32 protein-coding genes and 1 other RNA gene are annotated in these 25,862 nt (G+C 61.2%); 12 read left to right on the top strand and 21 right to left on the bottom strand.

Annotated features, from left to right (window positions below):
• Positions 1-17: 17 nt before the first annotated feature.
• The 7 genes from JOZ06_RS03685 to JOZ06_RS03655 form a co-directional block, all read right to left on the bottom strand.
• Positions 18-809: a peptidyl-prolyl cis-trans isomerase gene (locus JOZ06_RS03685; RefSeq protein ID WP_293228769.1), complete on the bottom strand. Its 792-nt coding sequence runs from the start codon at positions 807-809 to the stop codon at positions 18-20.
• A 21-nt stretch (positions 810-830) separates the two neighbouring features.
• The gene (locus JOZ06_RS03680) at positions 831-1,097 is read right to left on the bottom strand and encodes a BolA family protein (RefSeq protein ID WP_293228766.1); all 267 of its coding nucleotides are present in this window, start codon (positions 1,095-1,097) and stop codon (positions 831-833) included.
• Entirely contained in the window at positions 1,094-1,396 is a 303-nt protein-coding gene (locus JOZ06_RS03675; protein WP_293228763.1) for a YciI family protein, read from the bottom strand. The genes JOZ06_RS03680 and JOZ06_RS03675 overlap by 4 nt, the downstream gene beginning before the upstream one ends.
• A gap of 1 nt (position 1,397) precedes the next feature.
• Positions 1,398-1,928, bottom strand: coding sequence for a septation protein A (locus tag JOZ06_RS03670; protein ID WP_293228760.1), 531 nt, complete (start codon positions 1,926-1,928; stop codon positions 1,398-1,400).
• A gap of 79 nt (positions 1,929-2,007) precedes the next feature.
• The gene (locus JOZ06_RS03665; protein ID WP_293228757.1) at positions 2,008-2,916 is read right to left on the bottom strand and encodes a stomatin-like protein; all 909 of its coding nucleotides are present in this window, start codon (positions 2,914-2,916) and stop codon (positions 2,008-2,010) included.
• A 4-nt stretch (positions 2,917-2,920) separates the two neighbouring features.
• Positions 2,921-3,379 carry an NfeD family protein gene (locus tag JOZ06_RS03660; RefSeq protein WP_293228754.1) on the bottom strand — a complete coding sequence of 153 codons (459 nt, stop codon included), beginning with the start codon at positions 3,377-3,379 and terminating at the stop codon, positions 2,921-2,923.
• A gap of 51 nt (positions 3,380-3,430) precedes the next feature.
• Positions 3,431-3,559, bottom strand: a complete 129-nt coding sequence (locus tag JOZ06_RS03655; protein WP_293228752.1) for a hypothetical protein — start codon at positions 3,557-3,559, stop codon at positions 3,431-3,433.
• A gap of 509 nt (positions 3,560-4,068) precedes the next feature.
• Between JOZ06_RS03655 and JOZ06_RS03650 the strand changes: the two genes are divergently transcribed.
• A complete protein-coding gene (locus tag JOZ06_RS03650) occupies positions 4,069-4,719 on the top strand; it encodes a ParA family protein (RefSeq protein ID WP_293228750.1) in 651 nt (216 codons plus the stop codon).
• A 233-nt stretch (positions 4,720-4,952) separates the two neighbouring features.
• Positions 4,953-5,900 carry a GMP reductase gene (locus JOZ06_RS03645; RefSeq protein ID WP_293228748.1) on the top strand — a complete coding sequence of 316 codons (948 nt, stop codon included), beginning with the start codon at positions 4,953-4,955 and terminating at the stop codon, positions 5,898-5,900.
• Between the two features lie 39 nt (positions 5,901-5,939).
• Here the strand turns inward: JOZ06_RS03645 and JOZ06_RS03640 are convergent, their stop codons facing one another.
• Positions 5,940-6,428: a GAF domain-containing protein gene (locus tag JOZ06_RS03640; RefSeq protein ID WP_293228745.1), complete on the bottom strand. Its 489-nt coding sequence runs from the start codon at positions 6,426-6,428 to the stop codon at positions 5,940-5,942.
• A gap of 110 nt (positions 6,429-6,538) precedes the next feature.
• Here JOZ06_RS03640 and JOZ06_RS03635 point away from each other — a divergent pair, with 110 nt between their 5' ends.
• Positions 6,539-7,087 (top strand): MarR family transcriptional regulator, encoded by a 549-nt coding sequence (locus JOZ06_RS03635; RefSeq protein ID WP_293228743.1) that lies wholly within the window; start codon positions 6,539-6,541, stop codon positions 7,085-7,087.
• 397 nt (positions 7,088-7,484) lie between these two features.
• Here the strand turns inward: JOZ06_RS03635 and JOZ06_RS03630 are convergent, their stop codons facing one another.
• The 4 genes from JOZ06_RS03630 to JOZ06_RS03615 form a co-directional block, all read right to left on the bottom strand.
• Entirely contained in the window at positions 7,485-8,222 is a 738-nt protein-coding gene (locus JOZ06_RS03630; RefSeq protein ID WP_293228741.1) for a beta-ketoacyl-ACP reductase, read from the bottom strand.
• A gap of 141 nt (positions 8,223-8,363) precedes the next feature.
• On the bottom strand, positions 8,364-9,233 hold the full coding sequence (gene rsgA / locus JOZ06_RS03625; RefSeq protein WP_293228740.1) for a ribosome small subunit-dependent GTPase A: 870 nt from the start codon (positions 9,231-9,233) through the stop codon (positions 8,364-8,366).
• Positions 9,230-9,559, bottom strand: coding sequence for a 4a-hydroxytetrahydrobiopterin dehydratase (locus JOZ06_RS03620; protein WP_293228739.1), 330 nt, complete (start codon positions 9,557-9,559; stop codon positions 9,230-9,232). The genes rsgA and JOZ06_RS03620 overlap by 4 nt, the downstream gene beginning before the upstream one ends.
• A complete protein-coding gene (locus JOZ06_RS03615; RefSeq protein ID WP_293228737.1) occupies positions 9,556-10,803 on the bottom strand; it encodes a M48 family metallopeptidase in 1,248 nt (415 codons plus the stop codon). Before JOZ06_RS03615 ends, JOZ06_RS03620 begins: the two co-directional genes overlap by 4 nt.
• A 79-nt stretch (positions 10,804-10,882) precedes the next feature.
• Here JOZ06_RS03615 and orn point away from each other — a divergent pair, with 79 nt between their 5' ends.
• The 3 genes from orn to pncC are packed head-to-tail and all read left to right on the top strand — an operon-like array spanning position 10,883 to position 13,621.
• On the top strand, positions 10,883-11,428 hold the full coding sequence (gene orn / locus JOZ06_RS03610) for an oligoribonuclease (RefSeq protein ID WP_293228735.1): 546 nt from the start codon (positions 10,883-10,885) through the stop codon (positions 11,426-11,428).
• A 47-nt stretch (positions 11,429-11,475) separates the two neighbouring features.
• On the top strand, positions 11,476-13,134 hold the full coding sequence (pgi, locus tag JOZ06_RS03605; protein ID WP_293228733.1) for a glucose-6-phosphate isomerase: 1,659 nt from the start codon (positions 11,476-11,478) through the stop codon (positions 13,132-13,134).
• Complete coding sequence (pncC, locus tag JOZ06_RS03600) at positions 13,121-13,621, top strand: nicotinamide-nucleotide amidase (protein ID WP_293228730.1); 501 nt, start codon at positions 13,121-13,123, stop codon at positions 13,619-13,621. The genes pgi and pncC overlap by 14 nt, the downstream gene beginning before the upstream one ends.
• Here the strand turns inward: pncC and xerC are convergent.
• The 3 genes from xerC to JOZ06_RS03585 are packed head-to-tail and all read right to left on the bottom strand — an operon-like array spanning position 13,610 to position 15,397.
• The gene (gene xerC, locus JOZ06_RS03595; RefSeq protein WP_293228727.1) at positions 13,610-14,503 is read right to left on the bottom strand and encodes a tyrosine recombinase XerC; all 894 of its coding nucleotides are present in this window, start codon (positions 14,501-14,503) and stop codon (positions 13,610-13,612) included. The genes pncC and xerC overlap by 12 nt on opposite strands.
• Complete coding sequence (locus JOZ06_RS03590; RefSeq protein WP_293228724.1) at positions 14,490-14,954, bottom strand: hypothetical protein; 465 nt, start codon at positions 14,952-14,954, stop codon at positions 14,490-14,492. The genes xerC and JOZ06_RS03590 overlap by 14 nt, the downstream gene beginning before the upstream one ends.
• The gene (locus JOZ06_RS03585; RefSeq protein ID WP_293228721.1) at positions 14,951-15,397 is read right to left on the bottom strand and encodes a thioesterase family protein; all 447 of its coding nucleotides are present in this window, start codon (positions 15,395-15,397) and stop codon (positions 14,951-14,953) included. The genes JOZ06_RS03590 and JOZ06_RS03585 overlap by 4 nt, the downstream gene beginning before the upstream one ends.
• A gap of 126 nt (positions 15,398-15,523) precedes the next feature.
• On the opposite strand from JOZ06_RS03585, the gene JOZ06_RS03580 reads away from it, so the two are divergent.
• Positions 15,524-15,973, top strand: a complete 450-nt coding sequence (locus JOZ06_RS03580; RefSeq protein ID WP_293228718.1) for a universal stress protein — start codon at positions 15,524-15,526, stop codon at positions 15,971-15,973.
• A 75-nt stretch (positions 15,974-16,048) separates the two neighbouring features.
• Here the strand turns inward: JOZ06_RS03580 and JOZ06_RS03575 are convergent, their stop codons facing one another.
• Entirely contained in the window at positions 16,049-16,372 is a 324-nt protein-coding gene (locus JOZ06_RS03575) for a helix-turn-helix domain-containing protein (protein ID WP_293228716.1), read from the bottom strand.
• A gap of 243 nt (positions 16,373-16,615) precedes the next feature.
• Positions 16,616-16,714, bottom strand: an RNA gene (gene ffs, locus JOZ06_RS03570) — signal recognition particle sRNA small type.
• A gap of 98 nt (positions 16,715-16,812) precedes the next feature.
• Here ffs and argE point away from each other — a divergent pair.
• Together argE and JOZ06_RS03560 are read left to right on the top strand one after the other, a co-directional pair.
• Entirely contained in the window at positions 16,813-17,982 is a 1,170-nt protein-coding gene (argE, locus tag JOZ06_RS03565) for an acetylornithine deacetylase (RefSeq protein ID WP_293228714.1), read from the top strand.
• A gap of 123 nt (positions 17,983-18,105) precedes the next feature.
• Complete coding sequence (locus JOZ06_RS03560; protein WP_293228712.1) at positions 18,106-19,482, top strand: sodium-dependent transporter; 1,377 nt, start codon at positions 18,106-18,108, stop codon at positions 19,480-19,482.
• A 48-nt stretch (positions 19,483-19,530) separates the two neighbouring features.
• Here JOZ06_RS03560 and JOZ06_RS03555 read toward each other — a convergent pair whose 3' ends face one another.
• The 4 genes from JOZ06_RS03555 to JOZ06_RS03540 form a co-directional block, all read right to left on the bottom strand.
• Positions 19,531-19,830, bottom strand: a complete 300-nt coding sequence (locus JOZ06_RS03555; protein WP_293228710.1) for a hypothetical protein — start codon at positions 19,828-19,830, stop codon at positions 19,531-19,533.
• Between the two features lie 132 nt (positions 19,831-19,962).
• Positions 19,963-21,156 (bottom strand): pyridoxal phosphate-dependent aminotransferase, encoded by a 1,194-nt coding sequence (locus tag JOZ06_RS03550; RefSeq protein WP_293228707.1) that lies wholly within the window; start codon positions 21,154-21,156, stop codon positions 19,963-19,965.
• 100 nt (positions 21,157-21,256) lie between these two features.
• The gene (locus JOZ06_RS03545) at positions 21,257-21,769 is read right to left on the bottom strand and encodes a C40 family peptidase (RefSeq protein WP_293228704.1); all 513 of its coding nucleotides are present in this window, start codon (positions 21,767-21,769) and stop codon (positions 21,257-21,259) included.
• On the bottom strand, positions 21,766-23,679 hold the full coding sequence (locus JOZ06_RS03540) for an ATP-binding cassette domain-containing protein (RefSeq protein WP_293228702.1): 1,914 nt from the start codon (positions 23,677-23,679) through the stop codon (positions 21,766-21,768). The genes JOZ06_RS03545 and JOZ06_RS03540 overlap by 4 nt, the downstream gene beginning before the upstream one ends.
• A 117-nt stretch (positions 23,680-23,796) precedes the next feature.
• Here JOZ06_RS03540 and JOZ06_RS03535 point away from each other — a divergent pair, with 117 nt between their 5' ends.
• From JOZ06_RS03535 to folC, 3 genes are read left to right on the top strand one after another with little or no spacing between them, the layout of a single operon-like run.
• Entirely contained in the window at positions 23,797-24,156 is a 360-nt protein-coding gene (locus tag JOZ06_RS03535; RefSeq protein ID WP_293228699.1) for a hypothetical protein, read from the top strand.
• On the top strand, positions 24,153-24,590 hold the full coding sequence (locus JOZ06_RS03530; protein WP_293228696.1) for a protein YgfX: 438 nt from the start codon (positions 24,153-24,155) through the stop codon (positions 24,588-24,590). Before JOZ06_RS03535 ends, JOZ06_RS03530 begins: the two co-directional genes overlap by 4 nt.
• Positions 24,590-25,855 carry a bifunctional tetrahydrofolate synthase/dihydrofolate synthase gene (gene folC / locus JOZ06_RS03525; RefSeq protein ID WP_293228923.1) on the top strand — a complete coding sequence of 422 codons (1,266 nt, stop codon included), beginning with the start codon at positions 24,590-24,592 and terminating at the stop codon, positions 25,853-25,855. Before JOZ06_RS03530 ends, folC begins: the two co-directional genes overlap by 1 nt.
• Positions 25,856-25,862: the final 7 nt, after the last annotated feature.

The raw sequence follows: 25,862 nt of genomic DNA, 5'->3' as shown, positions 1-25,862 counted from the left end.
GTATTCCGAGTGCTCCGTTATTGGATTTTGGCCTGGGTGCGCAGGGAGGTGATGGCCTGATCGATCTCTTCTTCCTGCAGCTGGCGCACGATTTGCGGCTTCAGTTGATCCAGCGGCGCGGGCTTGGCCGGACGGGCTTCGACCAGCTTGACCACGTGCCACAGGTTGCCCGCCGAGATGACGGTGACTTGGCCCGCCTTCAGGCTCTTCACGCCATCAGCCAGCACCGGCGGCATATTGGTGCTGTTGAGGATGCCCATTTCCCCGCCGGATTCCTTGGCGGCCGGGTCGATCGAGCGGGCCTTGGCCAGCTGATCGAAGCGCGCGCCCGGTTTCTTCAGGTCGGCAACCACTTTCTTGGCGTCGGCTTCGCTGGTAACGACGATCTGCTGCAGGTGCATGTCGGTCGAACCGCTGATCTTGGCGGCAAAGGCGTCGTAGCGCGTTTTCACCGCGGCGTCGTCAATCGGGTGCTGCTTGATGATATCGGCGGCCAGCGCTTCTTGCAGAATGCTGTTGGAGGCCTGCGCGATTTGGTCTTGCACGTCGGCGGACTTGTCCAGGCCACGGCGTTTCGCTTCTTGCAGCGCCAGCTCCTGGTTGATCAGCGAATTCTTGATCTTTTCGCGCAGCGCCGGGGTGTCCTGCGCCTGGCCATTGCTGTTCTTGATGATCTGGGCAATGACCTGGTCGACCTTGGTTTTGTCGATCGGCGTGCCATTGACGATGGCGACGGACTCCGCCATGGCCAAGCTCGGCAGGCAGATGGCGGCGGCAATCAGAAGACTGGCCAGTTTAGTGCGTTTCATTGGTTACCCCTTGAGTTGTATTCAGGATTCGTCGGGAGCCAGCGCATCGATCGCTAGCGCATGAATCCGGGTTTGCATCAGATCGCCAAGTGTTTGATAGACCAGGCGATGCCTTGCCACGCGGCTTAAGCCGCTAAATTGCGTACTGGTAATCGTGAGATGGTAATGCCCGCCGCCGGCGCGTGCGCCGGCATGGCCCGCATGCAGCTGGCTATCGTCGCGAATATCGAGCCGCGACGGCGCCAAAGCGGCCAGGCGTTGTTCCATCTGGGCCAAGGTGTCGCTCATGCGGGAAACACCTTGCGCCAGGGCTTGACTTCCACCCCGGCATAGACGCCGGCGGCCACGTACGGGTCGGCATCGGCCCACTGGCGCGCGGCGTCCAAACTATCGAATTCGGCGACGATCAGGCTGCCGCTAAAGCCGGCGGGGCCAGGGTCGCTGGCGTCGATTGCCGGAAAGGGCCCGGCCACGATCAACCGGCCCTGCTCCTGCAGCACGGTGAGCCGCGCCAGGTGGGCCGGCCGCGCAGCGAGGCGCGCCGGAAGGGAATCTGCGGCATCGCGGGCCATGATGGCGTACAGCATGTCAGTCTTCCTTGACGTAGCGCGACAAAGCCAAGCTCTGCGCGATGGCGAACACGACCAAGAGGCCGAGCACGCCAAACATTTTGAAGTTGACCCATACCGCTTCGCTGAAGCGGTAGGCGACGAACAGATTGATTGCGCCCACCAGCAGGAAAAATGCCGACCAGGCGTAACAGAGTTTGCGCCATACGGTATCCGGCAATTCGACTTGCTTGCCGATCATTGCGCGGATGCCGTTTTTGCCCGCCATCTGCCCGATCAGCAGGCCGCCCCCCATGATCCAATACAGCACGGTCGGCTTCCACATGATGAAGTGCTTGTCATGCAGCAGCAGAGTGGCGCCGCCCAGCACGACGATCAGGGCAAAGCTGACCCATAGCATGGTGTCGACCTTGCGGTGACGGATCAGCGACCAGACGACCTGCAGGGCGGTGGCGGCAATCGCGGCGGAAGTGGCCAGGTAGATATTGCGGCTGAAGGAGTAAACCGCGAAAAAAAGCAGTACCGGAAATAGGTCGGATAAGAATTTCATTGGCGGCGCAGCAATTGGTATTCGGTGATTATGGCGGCAGCCGGTCAGCAATTCAAGCGCTGGCCCGGCTGCGCCCTGCTTAGCGGTTCGTTTCCTTGACGATGCGCATCGCGCTGGCGATCAGTCCGCCCATGTCGGCAACGTTGGCCGGCATGATCACCGTGTTGCCTTCCTTGGCCAGTTGGCTGAAGGCGGCGACGTACTGTTCGGCGACCTTGAGGTTGACCGCGGCCATGCCGCCTTCCTTGCCGATGGCGGCCCCGACCCGCGTCAACGCCTCGGCGGTGGCGTCGGCCACCAGGCGTAACGCCTCGGCTTGGCCTTGCGCTTGATTGATGGCGGCCTGGCGCCGGCCTTCGGATTCCTGGATGGCGGCCTCGCGTGCGCCGGTGGCCAGGTTGATCTGCTCCATCTTGCGTCCTTCGGATTCGGCGATGCGGGCACGTTTGCCGCGTTCGGCGGTGATCTGTGCTTGCATGGCGTGCAGGATTTCCTGCGGTGGCACCAGATCCTTGATTTCGTAGCGCAGCACTTTCACGCCCCAGCTGATGGCGGCCTCGTCCAAAGCGGCAACGACCGAGCTATTGATCTCGTCGCGTTCCTCGAAGGTCTTGTCCAGCTCCATCTTGCCGATGACGGAACGCAGTGTGGTCTGGGCTAGCTGGGAAATCGCCAGTACGTAGTCGCTTGAGCCGTACGAGGCGCGCTGCGGGTCGGTGACCTGGAAGTACAGAATGCCGTCGACCTTCAATTGGGTGTTGTCGCGCGTGATGCAGATCTGGCTGGGCACGTCGAGCGGAATCTCCTTCAGGTTGTGGCGGTAGGCAATGCGGTCGATGAAGGGAATGATGATGTTGAGCCCCGGCGCCAGTATTCCATGGAAGCGGCCCAGCCGTTCCAGAATGTAGGCATGCTGTTGCGGCACGACGCGCACGGCCTGCAGCACGAACAACAGGACGACGATGAAGAGTGCAATGGCGAATTCCATATTGTTATTGACCTTCCGTTAAGTGGCGGGAGACGTGCAGCAGATTGCCGTCACGTCCGACGATAAACCCCATTTGACCCTCGCTCGGCGCCGGATCGATCAGCCGCGCATCCCATTGCGCGCCGCGATAGAACACGCGGGCGAGGCTTGGATCGGCGGCCTGAACCGATACCACACGCACTTCCTGGCCAAGGTCCGGGTCATCCTGCGCGTGCCGTCGTACAGGCGGCTGCCGCCGCTTCCAGGCGAGGACCGCTGCGAAGGCGACGATCCCGGCGAGGCTCGCGGCAAGAAACTGCGACAATTGTTCTGCGGCAAAGAGGGCGGCAACGCCGCCCCCGGCGAGCGCGATGGCAAAAACCAGCAGATACAGCGTGCCGGTCATGAACTCGGTGCCCAGTGCAATGAGCGCGCACACCAGCCAGGGGATCGCGGCGGTATCAAGCAGCGTGTGAAGAGACATATTCTCGTTATCGAAGTTCAGTTGTTGATCATATGGACCAGGCCGTGTCACTTAACCGCGATGAATATCGGGAATGACATGGGATAGCCTCTCCTGCCAGACCTCGTCGAGCCAGACATGTTCCACAACCAGTGCCAACAACGCCCCAAGGGCGATGAGCGAGACAAATAGCGCGATCATGGTGTGCTCCCTTGCGATGAGGGGTGAAATCCCTCTTCTTCAGCTTAGGGGGCTGCTGAGACGCTGCGGCAACCTTTTGATGTCAAAGCATTCCTGGCGTCCGGCAAAACCAATACGCATAAAACCCATAAGGACCCTCTGAACAAGTTATTTGCCGCCGCGTTTGGTCAACAACAGGCCGAATGCAAGGCGCGCGACGCAGGTCGCAGTTATTCTGCGATGCCAAGGAGCGCAACGCCGTCAGGCGGCCTGTTGTTGGCCAAACCCTTCGGGGCGGCGCCTGGCGGCCGGTCTGCTTTGTTGCGCGGTTTGTGGATGGAATGACCATCCACTGCGCCCCGCGCCGCGCACCCCATTCCGCCAGGGGCCGCCGCAGCGGTAAATAACTTGTTCAGAGGGTCCTTAATAGTATAGGCAGCAGTCGCTCCTGTGGGGAAAAGGTCTTGACATTGGGGCAAAATGTTCTGAAAAACCATGCTTCTGGTATAGTGGGCGAACAGGGGGCAGACATGGTGCAATCGATTCTGGTGGCCAATCCCAAGGGAGGGAGCGGCAAATCGACCTTGGCGACGAATTTGGCCGGATTTTACGCCAGTACGGGACGTCAGGTGATGTTGGGCGATGTGGACCGGCAGCAGTCCTCATTGCGCTGGCTGTCCAGCCGCGCGCATGAGCTGCCGACGATTCAAGGGTGGGAGGTGACGGCCGGCGAACCGGCCCGGCCGCCGCGCGGCACGCAGATCATGGTGCTCGATAGCGCTGCCGGGTTACATGGCAAGAAGCTCACGGCTTTGTTGCGCCGGGTCGATCGCGTGCTGGTTCCGATTCAGCCGTCGCCATTCGATATGTGGGCGACTGAAGATTTCTTTCAGCAGATTTTGGCCGAAAAGGCGCTGCGCAAGAGCCGGGTTTTCATGGGCGTGGTCGGCATGCGCGTCGACCCGCGCACCCGTTCGGCGCGCGATCTGGAGCATTTCCTTTCCGGTCACGACATTCCGGTGCTGGGGTGGTTGCGCGACACGCAACTGTACGTGCAGGCAGCGGCGGAGGGCCTGAGTGTGTTTGACTTGCCGATGGGCCGCAGCGCGCGCGATCGCGAAGCCTGGGCGCCGATCTTGCAGTGGCTTGGGCAACAAGACGACGATTGGTGCGACAAGTGACGCCGGCGTGATTGCCGGGCGTTGTTTTTTTGCCGACAAAATCTGTTGATGTGAAGATATTTGGTCGAAAGGCGCTTGACTCGCCGCCTTCCGACGGCGTAGATTCGTCCCGTAATTGCGTGTGCGACCGGCAACCGGAAGCGCAGGGCAAGTTGCAACAAGGGAGCCATGACGGCTCCCTTTTTGTTTGGGGCCCTCTCTTTTTCCAATCCCGCATTTGGACGAGCACGAACATGAACACTGAACTGAACTACGCCGATATTTATCTGGTACCGAAAAAAACCGTCGTCGACAGCCGCAAGGAGTGCGATACCTCCGTGGTACTCGGCAAGCATCGCTTTGTGATGCCGGTTTATGCCTCGAACATGAAGAGCGTGGTCGATGCCGATACCTGCGAATACTTCGCGCGTCAGGGTTGGTTCTACACGATGCATCGCTTCGAGATCGACGTGGTGCGCTTTGTCGCCGACATGAAGGACAAGGGGCTGTTCACCTCGATCAGCACCGGCGTCAACGACGACACGCTGGTACAGCTCAATGAACTGAAAGCGGCTGGACTGACGCCAGATTTCATTACCATGGATGTCGCCAATGCCTGGTGCGTCAAGGCGGAGCGCATGATCAAAGTGATCAAGGACATGTTCCCGGAGAGCTTCCTGATCGGTGGCAACATTGCCACGGCCGAAGCGGCGCGCGATCTGGAAGCCTGGGGTTGCGACGCGATCAAGGCCGGCATTGCCGGTGGCCGCGTGTGCATCACTAAAAACAAGACCGGCTTCCACCGGCCGATGGTGTCGACGACGTTGGATTGCGCCCAGGCGGTCAAGGTGCCGGTCATCGCCGATGGCGGCGTGGTCGAGCATGGCGACGTGGCCAAGGCGATCGCCTGCGGCGCCGCCATGGTGATGGCGGGTTCGCTGTTCGCCGGTTATGACGAATCGGCCGGCAACATCGTTGAAATCAGCGGCAAGCACTACAAGGAATATTTCGGCAGCGCCTCGCAGTACAACAAGGGCGCCTATGTCAACGTCGAAGGCAAGAAGATCCTGGTCGAATACAAGGGCAGCATGCGCAAGCTCTTGATCGAGCTGATGGAGGATTTGCAGTCGTCGATCAGTTACGCCGGCGGACGCGATCTGAACGCGTTGCGCGACGTGGAGCGCATCGTCGTTCACCGTTGAGGCGTGCGAGAGGGGAAAGGGCGGTCCTTTCCCCGTTTGTTACCGGAACAGCGGCGTGATCAACGCCGCGAGTTGCTGCAGATAGTCCGCATCCACCGCGTCGAATTCCCCGACACGGACGCTATCGATATCCAATACCCCAGCCACCTCTTTGCGGGCGTCAAACAACGGCACGACGATTTCCGAGCGCGCGTCCGACGAGCAGGCGATATGCCCCGGAAACGCGTCGACGTCCGGCACGACGAGCGTTTCCGCGCGCGCCCATGCGCTGCCGCAGACACCTTTGCCATGGCCGATGCGGGTGCAGGCCAGCGGTCCTTGGAATGGACCGAGCACCAGTTGATCGTGTTTGACCAGATAAAAACCGGCCCATAGCCAATCAAAACTCATCTTCAGCATGGCGGACACATTGGCCAGGCCGGCCACCAGGTCGGTTTCGCCGCTGAGCAGCGCCTGAGCTTGCGGCAGCAACGTTTGGTAGCGCGTGGGTTTGTCGGCGTCGTGCTGGATGATCAGGTTTTCTGCCATGGTGTCATACTCAAATTGAACAGACTAAGATAATAGCGCGAGGGGCGTTTTTCGTCTTGTCGCGGCCTGCCATTTCCGGAAATAACGATAACATCAGGAATGACGAGAACATGAAGAATTTGTCGCCGCTAGCCGAGCGCCTGGTACTGCATTTCGGCGAGATGGGGCGTGACTGGGGGTTGAGCCGCACCGCGAGCCAGATCTGCGCCTTGCTGTTCCTGTCTCCGCGCCCGCTCAACGCCGATGAGATCGCCGGCAGCCTGGGGTTGTCGCGCTCCAATGTCGGCGCCGGTCTCAAGACGCTGACGGTGGCGCGCTTGATCCTTCAAGCGCCGCAGCCGGGGGACCGGCGCGAATTCTTTACCATGCCGGACGATGCGTGGGAGGTCTTGCGGCGTTTCGCCCAAGAAAAGCGCCGGCGCGAAATCGAACCGACGCTACAGTTCTTGCGCGAAGGGCTGCGCGACGAAACGGCGGGGGTGGCATCGGCCGCCGAGCGCGAGCGGATGCGCGCGTTGTACGATCTGCTCGATTTGCTCAATACCTGGTTCGACGATGTGCAGAAGCTGTCGCCGCAGACGCTGGAGCGCTTGATGCGGCTCGGCTCGCGCGTCGCGCGCGTTCTGGATGCGGCCATTCCGCCTGGACGGCACGAGTAGGGTCTGTCCGCAAAAGGTTTGCAGATAGACCCGAGTCAGGGGGGGTGTAGTAGAGCAGTCCCGAGATCACCGCCAGCGCGCCGGCGACCCCGAACGCATTGGCCACGACGAGCGGTACGTTGTGGATGATCAGGCCGTAGAACATCCAACTCGACAGCGCGACCACGCTAATGGCGAAACCGGGCAGCGAGACGGCGCCTGCGGACTGGCTGTCGAATATTTCGTAAGCCTGAAAATAGAACATCAGATTGCCGAGTGTGCCGACGCAGCTCATGTAGTATTCGAGCCAGCGCCGCAGGGATGGATGCTGTGCCATGGTCCCTCCGTTTCGCGTGGTGGCGAATGCCGTTGAGCATAGAAAAGATCGGCGTCGCGAGGTTCCCGCGACGCCGCGATGCTACTTGGTGTGCTGGCCGCCGTTGATGGCGATATTGGCGCCAGTGATGAAGCCCGCTTGGTCCGAGGCGAGGAAGGCGACCAGCGCGGCGATTTCTTCCGGTTTGCCCAGCCGTCCCACGGGAATTTGCGCGACGATCTTTTCGCGTACATCTTCCGGCACGGCCATCACCATGTCGGTGGCGATGTAACCGGGCGATACCGTGTTGACGGTGATGCCCTTGCGCGCGACCTCTTGCGCCAGCGCCATGGTGAAGCCATGCATGCCCGCTTTGGCGGCCGAGTAGTTGGTTTGACCGAACTGACCCTTCTGGCCGTTGATGGACGACACGTTGATCACGCGGCCCCAGTTGCACTCGATCATGGTTTCGATGACCGGCCGGGTCATGTTGAATACCGAATCCAGATTGGTGCGCAGCACGGCGTGCCAGTCGTCGAAATTCATTTTGCGGAAGGTGCCGTCACGGGTGATGCCGGCGTTGTTGACCAGGATGCTGATCGGGCCGATTTCGTCGTGCACCTGATCGACCATGCGGCTGCATAGGTCGAAATCGGTGACGTCGCAATGGTAGGCATGAACCTCAAGGCCCTGTGCCTTCATCTCGTCCAGCCAGGCCGCCTCCTTGCCGGGTTTGCTGTAGGTGGTGACCACGGTGTGACCCGCCAGCCCCAATTCCTTGCAAATGGCGGTGCCGATGCCGCCCATGCCACCGGTCACCAATGCAATGCGCTTGGTCATCTTTACTCTCCTCCTGGTTTACGCAACGATCTAACGCGTTGTTTCATTCGTTATAGGGAGAGAATACGGAGGGAGCAAAAAATTGTAAACGGATGGTTCTAATTATAATTTCATGATAAAAGCATAATGATTCGCCGTAAATTATATTAATTCACTGGTCAACCGTTGCAGCAGGTTGAGCCGGAAGGGCATGATCAGCCCATCTTGGGCCGCCTGTTTAACCGCACAGCCAGGCTCTGCGCGATGGGTGCAATTGTGGAACCGGCATTGGCCGATAAGCGGCCGCATTTCGGGAAAATAATGGATCAAATCGGTCGCTTGCAGATGTCTGAGACCGAATTCCTGCAGACCTGGCGAGTCGATCAAATCGCTTTGCGCATCAAGATGATAGAGCGTGGCATGGGTGGTGGTGTGGCGGCCGGAATCGAGCGCAGCGGAGATCTCCGCCGTGCGCGCGCGGGCATGGGGAAGCAGGGCGTTGGTCAACGTCGATTTGCCCATGCCGGATTGGCCGACCATGACCGAAGTCTGGCCTGCGAGCCAAGGTAGCAGCGCGGCGGTATCCAGCTTGGCCGACAGGGTGACGAGCGGATAGCCCAGCGCCTGGTAGGGCGCGAGCTTGGCCAGGTAGCCTGAACTTTCGGCCAGGTCGGCTTTGTTCGCCACGATGACCGGTTCGATGTCGGCCGCCTCGGCGGCGATCAGGCAACGGTTGAGCAGTTCTTCGCTTGGAGTGGGGACGGCGGCAGTGACGAACAGGATGCGGGTCACGTTGGCGGCGATCAATTTGGTGCGCCAGTCATCCTGGCGGTACAACAAACTACGGCGCGGCTCGGCGCTTTCGATCACCGCTTGTTCGCGGTTTTGCACCAGCAAGCGTACCCTGTCGCCGCAGGCGTAATCGACGCGCTTGCCGCGTGTCGTGCAATCGTACTCTTGTCCGTCGGCCTCGACGACGAAGCGCCGGCCATGGTTGCGAATGATCTGTCCAGTCTGATGGGCGTCGGTCATGCGGCGTCCGCCTGGAGCGCCTGGCAGCGTGCGGCGCAAATAAAATCGTTCAGGGTGAGGCCGCCGGCATCGTGGGTGCTCCAGACCACGCGCACGCGGTTGTAGTGCACCGATAGATCGGGGTGGTGGTCCTGCTGATGGGCAATCCAGGCGAGCGCGTTCACGAAGGCCATCGTGCGGTGATAGTCGCTGAAACGGTAGGTCTTAACCAGCGTCTTGTCTTCGATCTGCCAACCCGGCAGCTCGGTGAGCAGGCGTTCCATCTCGCGGGCGTCAGGCGTTTGCCGGGCAGTGTCCGGCGAGCAGTGTTGGTCGGCGAGCCTCATGACGGTTCTCCTTTCAGATGGGCGATGCGCAGCACGGCGGGCGGGTGCGAGTCGTAGAACGCCGAATACAGCGGATCGGGCGTCAATGTGGCGGCGTTATCGCGATAGAGCTTCACCAGTGCGCTGATCAGGTCGCGCGCGTCGGTTTCTCGCGCGGCGAAATCGTCGGCTTCGAACTCGTGACGTCGCGAAAGGCGGCTCATCAGCGGGGTCAGCGGAAAGGTGAAGGCCGGCAGCGCCAGGAAAAACAGCAGCAAGGCTTGTGCCGGTCCCTGGCTCGCAAGCCCGAGTCCTTGGTAGAACCAGGCGGCGTCGATCAGTCGACCGAGCAGCCACAGCGCGGCCAGGGACAGTAAAAAGGTGGTGACGATGCGTTTTAGCACGTGACGCAGCTTGAAGTGGCCAAGCTCGTGCGCCAGCACGGCTTCGATTTCCGCCGGGGTCAGATGTTCGACCAGCGTGTCGAAGAAGACGATGCGTTTGGCACTGCCGAAGCCGGTGAAATAGGCATTGCCATGGCTGGATCGCTTGGAGCCGTCCATGACGAACACCCCTTGGCTGCGGAAGCCCGTGCGGGCGAGCAGCGCTTCGATGCGCGCCTTGAGCGCCTGGTCCGCCAATGGCGAAAAGCGGTTGAAGAGCGGCGCAATGACCGTGGGGTAGACGACGACCATCAATAGGCTAAAACCGGTCCAGACGAGCCACAGCCACAACCACCAATGGCGGCCGGTAACGGTCATTAGCCACAACGCCAGCGCGATGAGCGGCAGGCCGATGATGGCGCCGATCATCAGGCTTTTGATGCCGTCGCGCACAAACAGGCCCCATGTCATCTTGTTGAAGCCGAAACGGGCCTCCAGCCGGAAAGTGGCATACAGAGACAGCGGCAGCGAGATCAGGCCGGACAGCGCCAGCACGAGGGCGATGAAGGCCGTGCCCTGCAAGACGGGGTGGTTCGCGAGGGGGCTGGCCAGCGTCCAGAGCCCATTGAGGCCGCCACCGAGCGTCAACGCCAGCAGGAGCGCGAGATCGACCGCGCCGGATACCAGGCCAAGCCTCAGTTTAGCGCGCGTATAGTCGGCGGCGCGCTGGTGCGATTCGAGCGTGATGTCGGCGGCGAATTCGGCCGGGACGGCGGCGCGGCGCGCGGCAATGTGACGGCTGTGGCGTAAGGCCAGCCATACGCGTAGAGAGAAGGTCAGTAGTACGACGACAAAAAATACCTTGGTAAAGACGGCTGCCATCCAATATCTTTTCTTGTGAGGTTTGCCGGATAGACGGCAATAGCGGAAAATGACTCGATACTAGCAAAGACGAGTAAGTATGGCACAAGATCAAAACAACCTCATCTGGCTCGACATGGAAATGACGGGCCTGAACCCCGATACCGACCGGATTATCGAACTGGCTGTCGTGATTACCGACAGCCAGCTGAATATCGTCGCCGAGTCGCCGGTGCTGGTCGTGCATCAGCCCGACAGCGTGCTCGACGGCATGGACGACTGGAACAAGGCCACGCATGGCCGATCCGGCTTGATCGAGCGTGTGCGTGCTTCCACGCTGACCGAGGCGGGCGCCGAAGCGCAGATGCTGGCGTTCCTGCAAGAGTACACGGTGCCGCGCACCTCGCCGATGTGCGGCAACTCCATCTGTCAGGACCGCCGCTTTATGGCGCGCTGGATGCCGACGCTTGAGACGCACTTCCATTACCGCAATTTGGACGTTTCGACCCTGAAAGAGCTGTGTAAGCGCTGGAAGCCTGATTTGGCGCGCGGCGTGGTGAAGAAGGGCAAGCACGAGGCGCTGGCGGACATCCTCGAATCGATTGAGGAAATGCGCTATTACCGAGACAACTTCCTGAAGTTATAAGCTTTTTGGCCCCGATAGCGGGGCCGGTTTCATTTCGGACGCTTCGCATGCCTGTGATTCGCAGCAACGACATCAATACTTCCTCTGCCTGGGCGAAACTGCACCAGCATCAGCGCGCCACGCGCCATATGCACATGCGCCAGCTGTTCGAGGCCGATCCGCATCGCTTCGAGCGTTTCAGCATCGAACTCGACGGCTTGCTGCTCGATTATTCGAAGAACCGCATTACCGACCGCACGCTGGAACTGTTAATCGACCTGACCGATGCGGCCGATCTGGCCGGTTGGATGGCACGCATGCGCGAGGGTGAGCACATCAACGTCAGCGAAGATCGCGCCGTGCTGCACACCGCGCTGCGAATGCCTGCAGAGGCATCCCTGGCGGTGGATGGCGCGGACGTGGTGCCGGCGGTGCATGCCGTGCTCGCGCGCCTACGCGACTTCAGCAACGCGGTGCGCGAGGGTGCCTGGCTCGGCGCCACCGGCCAGCCGATCACCGACGTGGTCAACCTCGGTATCGGCGGCTCCGATCTAGGGCCGTTGGTGGTGGCGGAGGCGCTCGCGCCGTACGCCAGCGAGCGGCTCAATGTGCACTTCGTCTCGAACGTCGATGGCCAGCACATTGCCCGTACGCTACGCACGCTCGATCCGCAATCCACGCTGTTCATCGTGGCCTCGAAATCCTTTACCACGCCCGAAACCCTGCTCAACGCCCATGCCGCCCGGCAGTGGCTCACCGGTGTGCTCGGCGAGGCCGCGGTGGCGCGTCACTTCGTCGCCGTGTCGACCAATTGCGAGGCGGTGGCCGCCTTCGGCATCGATCCGGCCAATATGTTCGGGTTCTGGGACTGGGTCGGCGGACGCTATTCGGTCTGGTCGGCCATCGGCTTGCCGGTCATGCTGTCGATCGGCTTCGAGCATTTCAGTCAGTTCCTGGCGGGCGGGCACGCCATGGACCGCCATTTCTTCGAAACGCCGTTCATCCGCAATATTCCGGTGGTGTTGGCGCTGCTGGGGGTTTGGTACAACACGTTCTATCGTGCGCATACTCACGCGATCATGCCTTACGATCACGGTCTGCGCCGCCTGCCGGCCCATCTCCAGCAAATGGACATGGAGTCGAACGGCAAGCGCGTCGGCCGCTATGGCGAACGGCTGGATTTCGATACCGGCCCGGTCATCTGGGGTGAGGAGGGTGTCAATAGCCAGCACGCCTTTTTCCAATTGCTGCATCAGGGGACGCGGCTTGTTCCTTGCGACTTCATCGTGCCGATGAACAGTCATTACGAGACGGGTAGTCAACATCAAGTTCTGGTTGCCAATTGCCTGGCGCAAACCCAGGCATTGATGCACGGCAAGACCGAAAGCGAGGTGTTGTCCGAGATGGCCGGCATGCCGGGCGACATGGTCGACATGCTGCTGCCGCAGAAGCTGTTCCCGGGTAATCAGCCGTCCAATACCATCGCACTGGACCGGATTACGCCCTATAGCTTGGGCATGCTGATGGCGATGTACGAGCACAAGGTGTTCGTGCAAGGGGTGATCTGGGGCATCAACTCGTTCGATCAATGGGGGGTCGAATACGGCAAGCAGCTGGCGAAGGTGATTCTGCCGCAACTGTCGCCGCAGTTGGCCCCCGCGCACGAGCACGATTGCTCGACCAACGGGTTGATTGGCCATTTCCGGAGCCGTCATGGAAAACATTGAAGCCTTGGCGCGCAGGCTCGGTGAAGCGTTGCGCGCGCGCGGCGAGACGGTGGCCACGGCCGAATCGTGCACGGGCGGCATGATCAGCGCTGCACTGACCGACATTGCCGGCTCGTCTGACTGGTTCGGCTATGGATTCGTGACCTATAGCAACCAAGCCAAGCAGGACATGCTCGGCGTGCGCGTGGAAACGCTCGCCGCGGCGGGCGCCGTCAGCGAGCGCACCGTGCGCGAGATGGCCGCCGGCGCATTGCGCCGCGCCGGCGCGCATTGGGCGGTCGCGGTGTCCGGCGTGGCGGGGCCGGGCGGCGGTTCGCCGGACAAGCCTGTGGGGATGGTGTGGTTCGCGTTGGCTGGCGCAGGGGGCGAATGCGAGGCATTCGTTTGCCATTTTGACGGCGATCGCGCGGCGGTGCGCCGGCAGACGGTGGAAAGAGCGCTCTCGCGTTTGATTGCGCGCATCGAGGCGGCGCCGTTAGTCGTCTGATCCCTTGCGGCGCTTGGCGCGCGGGTGAGCCGCGTCGTAGACCTGCGCCAAATGCTGGTAGTCGAGGCTGGTGTAGATTTGCGTGGTGGACAGGTTGGCGTGGCCGAGCAATTCCTGGACGGCGCGCAGGTCGCCCGACGATTGCAGCAGGTGCGAGGCGAACGAGTGGCGCAGCATGTGCGGATGCACGTGCTGGCTCGCGCCGCTCTTCACGCTCCAGAGGTCAAGCCGCTTCTCGATTTGCCGCGCGCCCAGACGCCGTCCGCGCTGGCCGGTAAATAGCGCGGTCTCGCCGCTTTGCGCCAGCCGTTGAGCGAGCCATGCCTGGAGTGCTTGGCGCGCTTGGCCGCCAATCGGCACCACCCGCGTTTTATTGCCCTTGCCGACCACCCGGGCGAGCCCTTGGTCGAAATCCACGTCCTCGATGTCAAGTCCGGCCAGTTCTGACAGGCGTAAGCCGGACGAGTACATCAATTCGAACATCGCCTTATCGCGGCAATCCAGCAGCGAATCCGGCGCGACGCCGTCCAAGAGCGCCGCCGCCGCATCCACCGCCAGCGCATGCGGCAGCCGCCGCCCTTCCTTCGGGGGGCGCAGTCCGAGACAGGGGTTGACGTCGTGTTGCCCGCGCGCGATCAGCCAGTCGAATAGGCCGCGCCAAGCGGATAGCATGCGGCCGAGGCTGCGGCCGGAGAGGCCGCGCGCATGCAGTTTTGCGACAAAATGACGGACGTTGGCCGCCGTCAGCGCGGCTGGCGCCGCGCCATCGGCTAATTCGGCTAACGCGTGCAGGTCGCGCTGGTAGGCGCCCACCGTGTTCGGACTCTTCCCTTCGCGCCGCAGCGTGGTCAGGAAGCCGTCGATCGCGTCAGTCCAGGGCATTCTGTGCCTGAGCCGCGGCACCGGTCTGCCGACGTGAAGCCTTGACGATGGCAGCTTCGATATCGGTCAGCGTGATGTCCCAGCATTGCATCAAATGGCGCAGCAAGGCCATCTCGGGTGGGCTGATGTCGCCGTCTGCCTTGGCGACATCCATCGCCAGCGCGCAGGTCAACAGCTGCTTGCTGTGGTCGGTGACTTCTTCCAGCAGCGCATCGATGCGTTGACGGTCGATCAGGTGGATCGTGCCGTCTTGCTCCGCTTCGTCCGAAATGTCGTCGCAGTAATCGACCAGCACCTGGGTGAACTGTTTGCGGCTTAAGCCCAAAAGGTCATAGGCCATCACCTTTTCCAGCGCGTCGAGCTCGCGCTCGTCCATTTCGCCGTCGGTGATCATGAACATGGCGATGAAACGTGCCATCGCTTGCGGAGAATTGACTCGGTAGGGTCTCATGGTTTGGCGCCTCCTGCCTTGTCCTGAAAGCGCGCCAGGAATGCCGGCGGAATCAGGGCTATTTTTCTGTTTGCATAATCGAAAAAGACGATACCCGTTTTCAATCTTGCCACTTCTTGACCGCTCTTGTCATCGACTGCCTGGTAGACAAGGTCGAAGCCATGGCGGGAGATGTCGCGGATGCCGAGTTTTACGCGCAAGGTCATGCCATGAAAGACTTCCGCCTTGTAGTTGATGGCGGCGTCCGCCATGATGATGCCATAGCCTTCGATGTCCAGTTCGCTATAGCCGTACTGCTGTAGGAAGCGCAACCTGGCCTCATGTGCATATCTTAAAATTGCATCATTTGCCATGTGGTTGCCATAATTGATATCGCCGATGCGGACATCGAGCAGCGTTTCGAACAAAACAGGGTCGGGCAGGCTAAGCGGTATTCGGGCCATTGTCGTGATCTCTCGCTAAATGGCGCTTAGTCTAATCGACAGTTTTAATCTGTATCAATCATCCGGCTGAGTGCTTTGCTAGACTGGATTTGCAGGGAGCGTAACTCCCATCAAAGGAGGGGCATCATGTACCAACGAATTTTTGTGCCGGTGGACGATAGCGACACCTCGAACCTGGCGCTGGCGGAAGCTTGCAAGTTGGCGACCGAGTGCGGCGCCCAGGTGCGCATGGTGCACGTGGTGGACTTGGCGCAGTTTGGCTGGGGCGGAACGGAGTTCCTCGATGCTTCGGAGCTGCAGAAGTCGGTCAAGGAGGCCGGCGAGCTGGTGCTCAAGCAAGCCCATGAAAAGGCGCAAGCGCTGGGTATCGCGCCGGAATGCAAGATTCTCGAGAGCTGGGGCGATAAGATCGCCTCGGTGTTGGTAGAGGATGCGACGACCTGGGGTGCCGATCTGGTGGTCATGGGAACCCACGGCTGGACCGGCGTGATGCACCTATTGATGGGGAGTGTGGCTGAAGGTGTGCTCAAGCTGTGCGATGTGCCGATCTTGCTGGTTCGCTATAACGGCAAGTGAGACCGGATGGCGAGGGCGTGAAAAAGGCGGCAGCGCATGAGGCGCCCCGCCTTTTTTCGTGCGTGGTTGGCGTAATTAGCCGAGCAGCGCTTCGACGCCGCTTTCCTGCGTCTCCATCTTGGCGCGTACGGCCTTGCGCAGGCTCTTGTACAAGTCCGGGTGGGTCTCTTTCAGGTATTCCACGATTTCGAAGTCTTCGCGGCGAACCTTGGACAGATCGATCTGCTCGACATGCACCAGACGCAGCAGTTCACGTACCGGCTTGGGCATGTTGCGGCCGCTTTCGTAGCGCGAGCCACCGGATTGCGTAACGCCGATGCGGCTCCAGAACTCTTGTTGGTTCAGGCCGAGCTTACGGCGGATTTCACGCGGATTGGTGATTTTTTCGAACAGTTTCATGTTGATGTCCTCTCATTGGCAAGTCGAATCGATTTTCTAGTCGTTGTTCGGGGTGACCGACAATCTAACACTAGCAAAATATCTAAATTGGGTATCCCAAAACTTTGTAAAAATTCAGAAGGTTTGGGGCTAAGTAATTTTACGCAATGTTAGCTGATTCTAATTGTTGAGAACAATGGAATTTTATGCCAATGTCGCAATGGCGTAAGAAAATGACATAATTTGAGACAAAAAAAGGGGAGAGGTGGCGAGCCTGACCCCCGGCACTTGCACGATGCGGCTTTGGCTGCTTCCTTCCGGACCTGACCAGGTGAACCGCGATGCAATGCGGGGAGACCCGCCATAAGAGGAAGCGAGTATAGCCAGTTGATATGAACCTGTCACGCCCTTTTTCAGTCTTGTTGAGCGGCCGGCGACACGCCGTCCGCGACGGAGCGACCATGCCGACCGATTCCTCTGCCTTGCTGACCACGCTGGTGGCCTTCGACACCACCAGCCGCCATTCCAACCTGGCGCTGATCGATTGGGTGCGCCAGTACCTCGCCGGCCTTGGCGTCGATTGTCGGCTGACCTACAACGACGATCGGACCAAGGCCAATCTGTTTGCGCTGTTGGGGCCGGCGGAACGGCCGGCGCTGATTCTTTCCGGTCATAGCGACGTGGTGCCGGTGGATGGTCAGGCGTGGTCGAGTCCGCCGTTTGTGTTGACGGCGCGGGATGGGCGCCTGTACGGCCGCGGGGCGGCGGATATGAAGGGATTTATCGCCTGCGTGCTGGCCTGGCTGCCTTCGGTGCTGGCTGTGCATGCCGCGGGACGGTTGTGGCAGCCGGTGGGGTTCGCGCTGTCTTATGACGAGGAAGTGGGGTGCCTGGGCGTGCCGCGGCTGGTGTCCGATTTGATTGCGCGCGGTGTGCCGGTGGCGGGATGCGTGATCGGCGAGCCGACGTTGATGCGGCCGGTGGTGGCCCATAAGGGCATTGCCCATTTCCGTTGCCGGGTGCGCGGGCGCGCGGCGCATTCGTCGCTGACGCCGCTGGGCGTCAATGCCATCGAGTACGCGGCGCGGCTCATCGGTCACATCCGCAAGCTGGCCGACGCCGAAGCGCAGTTTGGCCGTGCACGGCCCCTGTACGATGTGCCGTTCGCCACGCTTCAGACGGGGCTCATCCATGGCGGCAGCGCGGCCAATATCGTGCCGAGCGAGTGCGAGTTCGTCTTCGAGTGCCGCTGGCTTCCTGGCGAACCTTTGTCGCGCTACATCGACTCGGTGCGGGATTATGCCGCCACGCTGGCGGAGGAGATGCGGCGCCAAGCACCGGAGGCCGGTATCGACATCGCGCCCTTGATCGATTGTCCGCCGTTCGAGTCGCCCGAGGACGGCGCATTGATGCGGTATATCGCCGAGTTGTGTCCTGATCAGCCGCGCCAGGCGGTTGCCTACACCACCGAGGCCGGCTGCTTCAGCGCGGCGGGCTTCCCTTGTGTCGTTCTCGGTCCTGGGTCGATCGAACAGGCGCACCGGCCGGATGAGTATATCGAAGCCGAGCAGTTAACGATTTGTGATGCCTGGCTGGCGGACTTAAGGGAAATTCTCTGCCGCCTGCGGTAATACGGACAATAGTCCCTTTGCACTTGCACGGAAAAACACGCAAAATCACTTATGCCCTATAAGGGCACAGGATGCCGCCCCAAAGAGGGCGGTTAATGTTGTTGGGTTACAAAGAGATCAGTTATGAAAGAAGAAAATAAAGCCGCCTCAGCGGCCTCTCGCGACGGATTTACCTCGAGTTTCGGCGTGCTCGCCGCGACGCTGGGATCCGCCGTGGGACTGGGTAATATCTGGAAATTCCCCTATCTGACCGGCACCAACGGGGGCGCCGGGTTCCTCGTGGTTTACGTGCTGGCCACGCTGCTGGTCGGCTTGCCGGTGATGATCGCCGAGATCATGCTGGGCCGCAAAGCCAAGGCCAATGCCTATACCGCCATGAAGACCCTGTCTCCGGCCGGCCAGCCGTGGTGGCTGATCAGCGTGCTGGGCGTGCTGTCGGCGTTCCTGATCATGGCGTTTTATTCGGAAGTGGCGGCTTGGGTGTTCGCCTATGTATTCAAGGCCGCCGGTTCCGGTTTGCTGACCAGCGATCCGAAGGTGACCGAGAGCGTCTTTGGCCAGTTGATTTCCAACCCGCTGCAATCGCTCCTGTGGCAATGGCTGGTGCTGGTGCTGATGGGCTGCATATTGCTTTTGGGCGTTTCCAAGGGCATCGAGGCGGCGACCAAGAAGCTGATGCCACTGTTGTTCGTGCTGCTGGTGGTGGTCGGGGTGCGTAGCCTGATGTTGCCCGGGGCTTCCGAAGGGCTGAAGTTCCTGTTCCAGCCGGATTTCAGCAAGATAACCGGCGCAGTGGTGCTGACAGCGGTCGGCCTCGCGTTTTTCAAGTTGTCGATCGGTATGGGCACGATGATGACTTACGGCAGCTACTTCCGCGACGACCAGAATATTCCCGCCACGGCTTTCCGCGTCATGTGCGCCGACCTGTTCGTCTCCATGCTGGCGGGCATCGCCATTTTCCCCGCCGTGTTCGCTTTCGGTTTCAAACCGGCCGCCGGCCCGTCGCTGTTGTTCATTACCATCCCCGCCGTGTTCCACAATATGCTGTTTGGGCACGTGTTCATGTTTGCTTTCTTCGTGCTGACCGCCGTGGCGTCGATGGGGGCGATGTTGTCGATTCTGGAGGTGCCGATCGCGCTGATGAACGAGCATTTCAAGATGAAGCGCTCGACCGCCACCTGGCTGTCGCTGGCGCTGTTGGCGCTGGTGGGCGCTACTTGCGCGCTGTCGAACAGCAGCATGGCCGGCTTCAAGCTGTTCGGCATGACCACCTTTGATCTGTTCGATTTCATGACGTCCAACATCATGATGCCGCTCGGCGGCATTGGTCTGTGTCTGTTCGTGGGTTGGGTGTGGGGCAAACAGCGTTTCGAGCAGGAGCTGACCAATCATGGCCGGCTGCGTAATCAAGGACTGCTCGACGCGGTCTTTACCGTGCTGCGCTGGGTGTCGCCGTTGTTGATCCTGATCGTCATGCTCAAAGGCTTGCACGTTTTCTGAGTGCTGCCGGCACGACAAACCGAAGCAGCCGCATCGCGGCTGCTTTTTTTATGGCTGTGCCTGGCCGTCGGGAGCGTCCGGATCGCCGACGCTGGCGTTGTGCTTCAGCATCGGGCAAAAGCCGTTGACGTCGGACTCGGATTTCTGCAGGAAAAATACCACGGCGGTGTTGAGCGCGCCGAAGGCCCACGCGGCGAGCAGAAAGAAAGTGTAGGCGGCGCGTTTGTCGCTGAATAGCTGAGTGCCGTGCAGTTTGAGCTCGTAGGGGTCGAACAGGGCGAAGAAGGTCACCGACGCGAGACAGGCGATGACGAACGATGGCCAAAACAACAGGATCAGTTTGCGCATGGGTCTCTCCTTAGCTTGTTATGGTTTTCAGCTTAGGAAGGGAGTCCCGGGAACGCAATCGGTAATATTGCCATTGTCATGACATGAAAACGCCCTTGCCGCGCGGAACACGGCAAGGGCGGCGGGAGACGGTTAGCCGAGCGCCTTTTCGATGCGCGCCAGCGCCTTTTCCAGATTGCCCATGCTGGTGGCGAAACTGATGCGGAAGTAGCCCTCCGCGCCAAAGGCGGAGCCAGGCACCACGGCCACGTCCTGGGTTTCCAGCAGGTAGGTGCCGAGCGCCATGTCCGTCGCTTCGGCGATCTTGCCCTCGGCGTGCAGATTGGCGATGGCCGCGCGGGCATCGACAAATGCGTAGAAGGCACCGCCGGCCGGCAGGCACTTCAGGCCGCGGATGCGGTTGAAATAGTCGACGACGAACACGTGGCGCTGATTGAAGGCTTCCAGCATTGGCGTGATGCAGCCTTGATCGCCCGTGATCGCCGCTTCGGCCGCCACCTGCGAGATCGAGGTCGGATTGGAGGTCGATTGCGATTGGATGTTCTCCATCGCCTTGATCAGCCATTCCGGGCCGCCGGCATAGCCGATGCGCCAGCCGGTCATCGAGTAGGCCTTGGAGACGCCGTTGAGCAGGATGGTGCGGTCCTTGAGTTCCGGCGCGGCGTTGAGAATGTTGTAGAAGCGGGTGTCGCCCAAGAGAACGTGTTCGTACATGTCGTCCGAGGCGATCATCACCTGCGGATGGCGCTTGAGCACCTCGGCCAACGCCCGGAGCTCTTCCAGCGTATAGACCGCGCCGGTCGGATTGGACGGGCTGTTGAGTACCAGCAGCTTGGTTTTGGGCGTAATGGCCTTTTCCAGCTGGGCGGCGGTCAGCTTGAAGCCTTGTTCGATGCCGCAGTTCACCACCACCGGCGTGCCCTCGGCCAACAACACGATATCGGGGTACGAGACCCAGTAGGGGGCGGGAATGACCACTTCATCGCCACGGCCGATCAGCGCCATGCAGAGATTGAAGAAGCTTTGCTTGCCGCCCACGGAAACCAGAATCTGCTTGGTCGTATAGTCGACGCCGTTGTCGCGCTTGAACTTATCGACCACCGCCTGCTTCAGGCTGGGAATGCCGGCCACCGGCGTGTATTTGGTAAAGCCCTTGTTGATGGCTTCGATCGCCGCGGCCTTGATGTGCGCCGGCGTATCGAAGTCGGGCTCGCCGGCGGCGAGCGCGACCACGTCTCGGCCTTCGGCCTTGAGTTTCTGCGCCTTGGCGGTAATGGCAAGCGTGGGGGATTCCTTGATGGCGAGTACGCGCGATGACAGTTCCACTTTACTTTCCTTGGGTCAGATCGGGTGACGTGAGATGAAATCGTAATGCTTCGATCATACCGCCAAGACCGGGCGCGAGCTAGGGCGCGGCCGGGTGCTTTCAGCTGAAGAGGGTGCGCCCGCCCTCGAAATGGGCGGCAAAATAGCGGTTGTCCAGCCGGTCGATGCGAATCACGCTATTGGTGTGCGGGGCGTGCACGAATTTGCCGTCGCCGATGTAGATGCCCATGTGCGAGAACGGGCGGTTGAGCGTGTTGAAAAATACCAGATCGCCGACGCGCAGCTCGGCGGCGTCGATCGGGCGGGCGAGGTTGGCGATTTGCGCGGCGTTGTGCGGCAGTCGCACGCCGACGGCGTTGAGGTAGATGTAGCTGACCATGCCGCTGCAATCGAGGCCGGCGGCCGGGTTGCTGCCGCCGAATTGGTAGCCGACGTCCAACAGGCTGAGCGTGTACATCAGAATTTCTCGACCGGCGCCGTCAGCCTGTAGATGCGACAGATCGTATTGCTGCTGCCGGCCGCTTTGCGACCAGGGGCGCTGCTTGAGCGGCGGGGGACTGCTGCAAGCCGCCAAGAGCAGGATCAGCAATACGGCACAAGTGCGTCGCATCATTTTTGTTTGGCCTCCAGTTCTTCCCAGCGTGCCAGTTTTTCCAACAGCAGCGCCTCGATTTCCTCAATGCGCGCCTGCCAGGCGCGCGCCTCCAGCGGCGTGTCACGGTAACAATTGGGGTCGAGCAGTTTTTCGTTGAGCGCCGCTTGCTCGGCTTCCAGTTTTTCCAGTAAATCCGGTAATTCGGCCAATTCCCGGTTTTCATTGTAGGATAACTTCGCTTTGCCGCTACGGGGCTTGTCTTGTTTGGCTTTGGCCGGCGAGGGCTCGGCGGCCCGGCTCGGCGCCGCCGCTTGCAGGCTGGCCATGCGCGCTTTGGTGTCAAGCCAGTCCTGATAGCCTCCTGGCGCTTCTTCCAGGCGGCCGTTGCCCTCGAAGGCGATGACCTGCGTGACCACGTTGTCGAGAAAGGCGCGGTCGTGGCTGACCAGGAATACCGTGCCGTTATAGCTGGCGAGCAATTCCTCCAATAATTCCAACGTATCGATGTCCAAATCGTTGGTCGGTTCGTCCAGTACCAGCACGTTGGCGGGGCGGGTGAACAGCCGCGCGAGCAGCAGACGGTTGCGCTCGCCGCCCGAAAGAGAGTGCACCGGGCTTCGCGCCCGCGCCGGCTCGAACAGGAAATCCTCTAGATAGCTCATGACATGCTTGCGCGTGCCGCCGATGTCGAGAAACTCGTTGCCTTGGCTGATGATGTCGACCACGCTGGCATTTTCGTCCAATTGTTCGCGGAACTGGTCGAAATAGGCGATCTGCAGATTGGTGCCGCGGTGCACGCTGCCGCTGTCCGGTTCGAGCTCGCCCAGGATGAGTTTGAGCAGCGTGGTTTTGCCGATACCGTTGGGGCCGATCAGGCCGATCTTGTCGCCGCGCAGGATGCGCGTGCTGAAATGGTCGATGAGCGTGCGGCCGGCGAAAGCCTTGCTGACTTGATCAAGCTCGGCCACGAGCTTGCCGGAGCGTTCGCCGCTGTCGAGTTGGAAATTGACCTGGCCCAGGCGCTCTCGCCGCGCCGCGCGCTGACGGCGAAGCTCTTCCAGCCGGCGCACGCGGCCCATGTTGCGTGTGCGCCGCGCCTCGATGCCCTTGCGGATCCAGACTTCCTCTTGGGCATGGAATTTGTCGAATATCCGGTTTTGTTCCGCTTCGGCCGCCAGCTCGTCGGCTTTTTGGCTGAGGAAGGCGGCGAACGAGCCGGGGTAGCTCCTCAGGGTGCCGCGGTCCAGTTCGACGATGCGGGTCACGGTATGATCGAGGAAGCGGCGGTCGTGGGTGATCAAGAGCACGCTGCCGCCGAAGGATTTGAGCAGATCCTCCAGCCAGACGATGGCGTCGACGTCGAGGTGGTTGGTCGGTTCGTCCAAGAGCAGTACATCCGGCCGCGCGCATAGCGCCCGCGCCAGGGCCACGCGTTTTTTCCAGCCGCCGGAGAGTTCTCCGACCAACGTATCGGCCGGCAGGCTCAAGTGGCCGAGCGCGGCGCGGATCTGCGCGTCGAATTGCCAGCCGCCTTGCGCTTCGAGCGCGTGCTGGATGGCCGCCATCTCCGTCAACAGCGCTTCGTGCTCGGCCTGCGGCTGCTCCAGTCGCGAGGTCAGCCGATGGTAGTCGGTGATCAACTGCTTGAGTGCGCCGAGTCCCTCGGCCACCGCCTCGAAGACCGTGTGCGCCGGGTCGAGCGCCGGTTCTTGCGGCACGAAGGCCACCGAGATGTCGCCCTTGATGTTGATGCGGCCGTCGTCGAGACGGGTCGCGCCGGCAATGGCCTTGAGTAGTGAGGATTTTCCGGCGCCGTTGCGGCCGATGAGGCCGACGATCTCGCCCGGTTCGAGCGAGAAATCGACGTGGTCCAGCAAGGCGTGGTGGCCAAAGGCCAGGCAGGCTTTTTCGACGGTAATGAGTGCCATGGTGAATCGGATGCGGGAAAACCGTCCGATTGTAGCATGTCGACGGTGGAACCTTCGCGCGGGTTTGTCTCGGCTGTTACAATGCCTGCCTGGTCAAATCAGCAGAAGGACGGCCCCATGTATTTTGTCGATCGCTCGGTGGCGGTAATCAAGCCCAAACAACCTTTTCATCAATGGCTGCACGCGTTGCCGGACAACGACCTCGATCTGACGCTGGATACCTTGCGCAGCAATTGCAACGCGATCCTGCTGCCGGACTTCGACGAGCCCGAGCAATGCATCGCGTATCTGGATGAGATTTACGAGCAGTTGTTCCAAATGGAACTGGCCGGTTGGTGCGAGGATTCCGCGCTGTGGCCCCAGGACAGGTCGCTCAAGGCTTTTTGGGAATGGTTCGACGTCGAGATCCATTCTCAGGTCTTCGATAGCGTCGAGGGAGATATCACCAACCGCGACGCGGCCGACGAGCTCGAATGATTCCGGCGGCGCCGGCTTTGGCGACCGCGGCGGATTTTCGCGTGCCGCTCGCGCCGTCGCGCTTATGGGCGGCCGTGCTCGCCGCATGCCTGGCGGCCGCCTGGTTCGCGTGGCCCTTGGCCGCGCCTGGGTGGCTATTCGCGCCGTTGCCCTGGCTGGCCTGGCGTCTATGGCGGGCGGCATGCCGGGTCGAGGCCATCGAAGTGCGCGCCGGCGCGCGCTTGTCGGTTTGGCAGGACGGCGTGCGTGAAGAAGTGGCGCTCGACGACGGCAGTGTTGCCTTGCCCGGGTTGATCGTGCTTCATTATCGCCGCGCCGGGCGGCGCGCGTTTTGCGTGCTGCTCGCCGATGCGGCGCCGCGCGACGCGTTGCGCCGTTTGCGGGTTTTCGTTCGTTGGGGCGCTTTGGCGCCCACTCTTCAGGTATCACGATGATGCAAGCTCGCACCCTGCCGGAATGGCTGTCCTATCTTGAAACCCTGCACGGTAAGACCATCGATCTGGGGCTTGAGCGTGTCGGCCGCGTGCGCGACGCGATGGCGCTCAAGCCCGCCTGTCCGGTCATCATGATCGGCGGCACCAACGGCAAAGGGTCTGTCAGCGCCATGCTGTCGACCATGCTCAATCGCGCCGGCTATAAGGTCGGCACGTATACCTCGCCGCACATCCTGCACTACAACGAGCGCGTGGCCATCGATATGCGGCCGGTGGACGACGATGCGCTCATCGCGGCGTTTTGCGCCGTCGAGGCGGGGCGGGGAGAGGTGCCGCTGTCGTATTTCGAATTCGGCACGCTGGCGGCGGTGTGGCACTTTCTGCAGTCCGACGTGGACGTCATGGTGCTGGAAGTCGGGCTGGGCGGCCGGCTTGACGCCGTCAACGCGTTCGAGCCCGATGTGTCGGTCGTCGTCAGCGTCGATCTCGATCATCAGGATTACCTCGGTCCCGACCGCGAAAGCATCGGCTATGAAAAGGCGGGCATTTTCCGTTCCGGCCGTCCGGCTGTTTGCGCCGACCCCCATCCGCCGCAGCGTCTGATCGATCACGCCGCCGCCATCGGCGCGCCGTTGTATCTGCTTGGGCGCGATTTCGGCAATGTCCGTTTGGAACAGCAATGGTCGTTCCACTTGGGCGAGCGGCAGTGGCACGCGCTGCCGCTGCCGGCGCTGCGCGGCGCCTATCAGATCGGCAACGCCTCTGCCGCCTTGGCGGCGCTGGCGTTGCTGTTCGAGCGGCTGCCGGTCGATCTGGGCGCCATCAAGCGCGGGCTCCTGGAAGTCGATTGGCCCGGCCGTTTCCAGGTGCTGCCGGGGCGGCCGCAGGTCGTCTTGGATGTCGGCCACAATCCGCATGCGGTGCGTGCCCTGGTGGCCAACCTGCGTCAGCTGCCGTTTGCCGAAAATCGGTATGCGGTCTTTTCCATGCTGGCCGACAAGGATTTGGAGGCGGTGGCCGATTTGGCCGTGACGGAATTCGACGGCTGGTTCGTCGGCGGGCTCGATATGCCGCGCGGACAAAGCGGCGCACGCATCGCCGAGCGGCTGCGCGCGCAAGGGGTGAAAAATGTGCATGTTCTCGGCACGGTTTCCGACGCATGGAAAAGCGCCTTATCGGTTGCCGCAGAGAATGATAGAATCGTCGTTTTCGGGTCGTTCCATACCGTTGCCGAGGTGATGTCTGCCCGGCAGACACTTACCTGAGGATTGC

Source organism: Paludibacterium sp. (genome assembly GCF_019232825.1).
In the GTDB taxonomy this organism is placed as follows: Bacteria; Pseudomonadota; Gammaproteobacteria; order Burkholderiales; family Chromobacteriaceae; genus Paludibacterium.
Note: the sequence above shows the minus strand (reverse complement) of the source record. Positions and strands in the feature narration are given on the sequence as shown.

Excerpts from the sequence above, each read along its gene's own strand:
- JOZ06_RS03640 (WP_293228745.1), bottom strand. The coding sequence starts at position 6,428 with ATGGCAGAAAACCTGATCATCCAGCACGACGCCGACAAACCCACGCGC.
- JOZ06_RS03670 (WP_293228760.1), bottom strand. The coding sequence starts at position 1,928 with ATGAAATTCTTATCCGACCTATTTCCGGTACTGCTTTTTTTCGCGGTT.
- JOZ06_RS03665 (WP_293228757.1), bottom strand. The coding sequence starts at position 2,916 with ATGGAATTCGCCATTGCACTCTTCATCGTCGTCCTGTTGTTCGTGCTG.
- JOZ06_RS03560 (WP_293228712.1), top strand. The coding sequence starts at position 18,106 with ATGAAAGAAGAAAATAAAGCCGCCTCAGCGGCCTCTCGCGACGGATTT.
- pncC (WP_293228730.1), top strand. The coding sequence starts at position 13,121 with ATGGAAAACATTGAAGCCTTGGCGCGCAGGCTCGGTGAAGCGTTGCGC.
- JOZ06_RS03545 (WP_293228704.1), bottom strand. The coding sequence starts at position 21,769 with ATGATGCGACGCACTTGTGCCGTATTGCTGATCCTGCTCTTGGCGGCT.
- JOZ06_RS03635 (WP_293228743.1), top strand. The coding sequence starts at position 6,539 with ATGAAGAATTTGTCGCCGCTAGCCGAGCGCCTGGTACTGCATTTCGGC.
- JOZ06_RS03535 (WP_293228699.1), top strand. The coding sequence starts at position 23,797 with ATGTATTTTGTCGATCGCTCGGTGGCGGTAATCAAGCCCAAACAACCT.
- JOZ06_RS03630 (WP_293228741.1), bottom strand. The coding sequence starts at position 8,222 with ATGACCAAGCGCATTGCATTGGTGACCGGTGGCATGGGCGGCATCGGC.
- JOZ06_RS03655 (WP_293228752.1), bottom strand. The coding sequence starts at position 3,559 with ATGATCGCGCTATTTGTCTCGCTCATCGCCCTTGGGGCGTTGTTGGCA.
- JOZ06_RS03675 (WP_293228763.1), bottom strand. The coding sequence starts at position 1,396 with ATGCTGTACGCCATCATGGCCCGCGATGCCGCAGATTCCCTTCCGGCG.
- JOZ06_RS03540 (WP_293228702.1), bottom strand. The coding sequence starts at position 23,679 with ATGGCACTCATTACCGTCGAAAAAGCCTGCCTGGCCTTTGGCCACCAC.
- JOZ06_RS03685 (WP_293228769.1), bottom strand. The coding sequence starts at position 809 with ATGAAACGCACTAAACTGGCCAGTCTTCTGATTGCCGCCGCCATCTGC.
- pgi (WP_293228733.1), top strand. The coding sequence starts at position 11,476 with ATGCCTGTGATTCGCAGCAACGACATCAATACTTCCTCTGCCTGGGCG.
- JOZ06_RS03645 (WP_293228748.1), top strand. The coding sequence starts at position 4,953 with ATGAACACTGAACTGAACTACGCCGATATTTATCTGGTACCGAAAAAA.
- JOZ06_RS03680 (WP_293228766.1), bottom strand. The coding sequence starts at position 1,097 with ATGAGCGACACCTTGGCCCAGATGGAACAACGCCTGGCCGCTTTGGCG.
- JOZ06_RS03585 (WP_293228721.1), bottom strand. The coding sequence starts at position 15,397 with ATGGCCCGAATACCGCTTAGCCTGCCCGACCCTGTTTTGTTCGAAACG.
- JOZ06_RS03620 (WP_293228739.1), bottom strand. The coding sequence starts at position 9,559 with ATGAGGCTCGCCGACCAACACTGCTCGCCGGACACTGCCCGGCAAACG.
- rsgA (WP_293228740.1), bottom strand. The coding sequence starts at position 9,233 with ATGACCGACGCCCATCAGACTGGACAGATCATTCGCAACCATGGCCGG.
- JOZ06_RS03615 (WP_293228737.1), bottom strand. The coding sequence starts at position 10,803 with ATGGCAGCCGTCTTTACCAAGGTATTTTTTGTCGTCGTACTACTGACC.
- JOZ06_RS03580 (WP_293228718.1), top strand. The coding sequence starts at position 15,524 with ATGTACCAACGAATTTTTGTGCCGGTGGACGATAGCGACACCTCGAAC.
- folC (WP_293228923.1), top strand. The coding sequence starts at position 24,590 with ATGCAAGCTCGCACCCTGCCGGAATGGCTGTCCTATCTTGAAACCCTG.
- JOZ06_RS03575 (WP_293228716.1), bottom strand. The coding sequence starts at position 16,372 with ATGAAACTGTTCGAAAAAATCACCAATCCGCGTGAAATCCGCCGTAAG.
- JOZ06_RS03530 (WP_293228696.1), top strand. The coding sequence starts at position 24,153 with ATGATTCCGGCGGCGCCGGCTTTGGCGACCGCGGCGGATTTTCGCGTG.
- JOZ06_RS03650 (WP_293228750.1), top strand. The coding sequence starts at position 4,069 with ATGGTGCAATCGATTCTGGTGGCCAATCCCAAGGGAGGGAGCGGCAAA.
- orn (WP_293228735.1), top strand. The coding sequence starts at position 10,883 with ATGGCACAAGATCAAAACAACCTCATCTGGCTCGACATGGAAATGACG.
- JOZ06_RS03590 (WP_293228724.1), bottom strand. The coding sequence starts at position 14,954 with ATGAGACCCTACCGAGTCAATTCTCCGCAAGCGATGGCACGTTTCATC.
- JOZ06_RS03555 (WP_293228710.1), bottom strand. The coding sequence starts at position 19,830 with ATGCGCAAACTGATCCTGTTGTTTTGGCCATCGTTCGTCATCGCCTGT.
- argE (WP_293228714.1), top strand. The coding sequence starts at position 16,813 with ATGCCGACCGATTCCTCTGCCTTGCTGACCACGCTGGTGGCCTTCGAC.
- JOZ06_RS03660 (WP_293228754.1), bottom strand. The coding sequence starts at position 3,379 with ATGTCTCTTCACACGCTGCTTGATACCGCCGCGATCCCCTGGCTGGTG.
- xerC (WP_293228727.1), bottom strand. The coding sequence starts at position 14,503 with ATGCCCTGGACTGACGCGATCGACGGCTTCCTGACCACGCTGCGGCGC.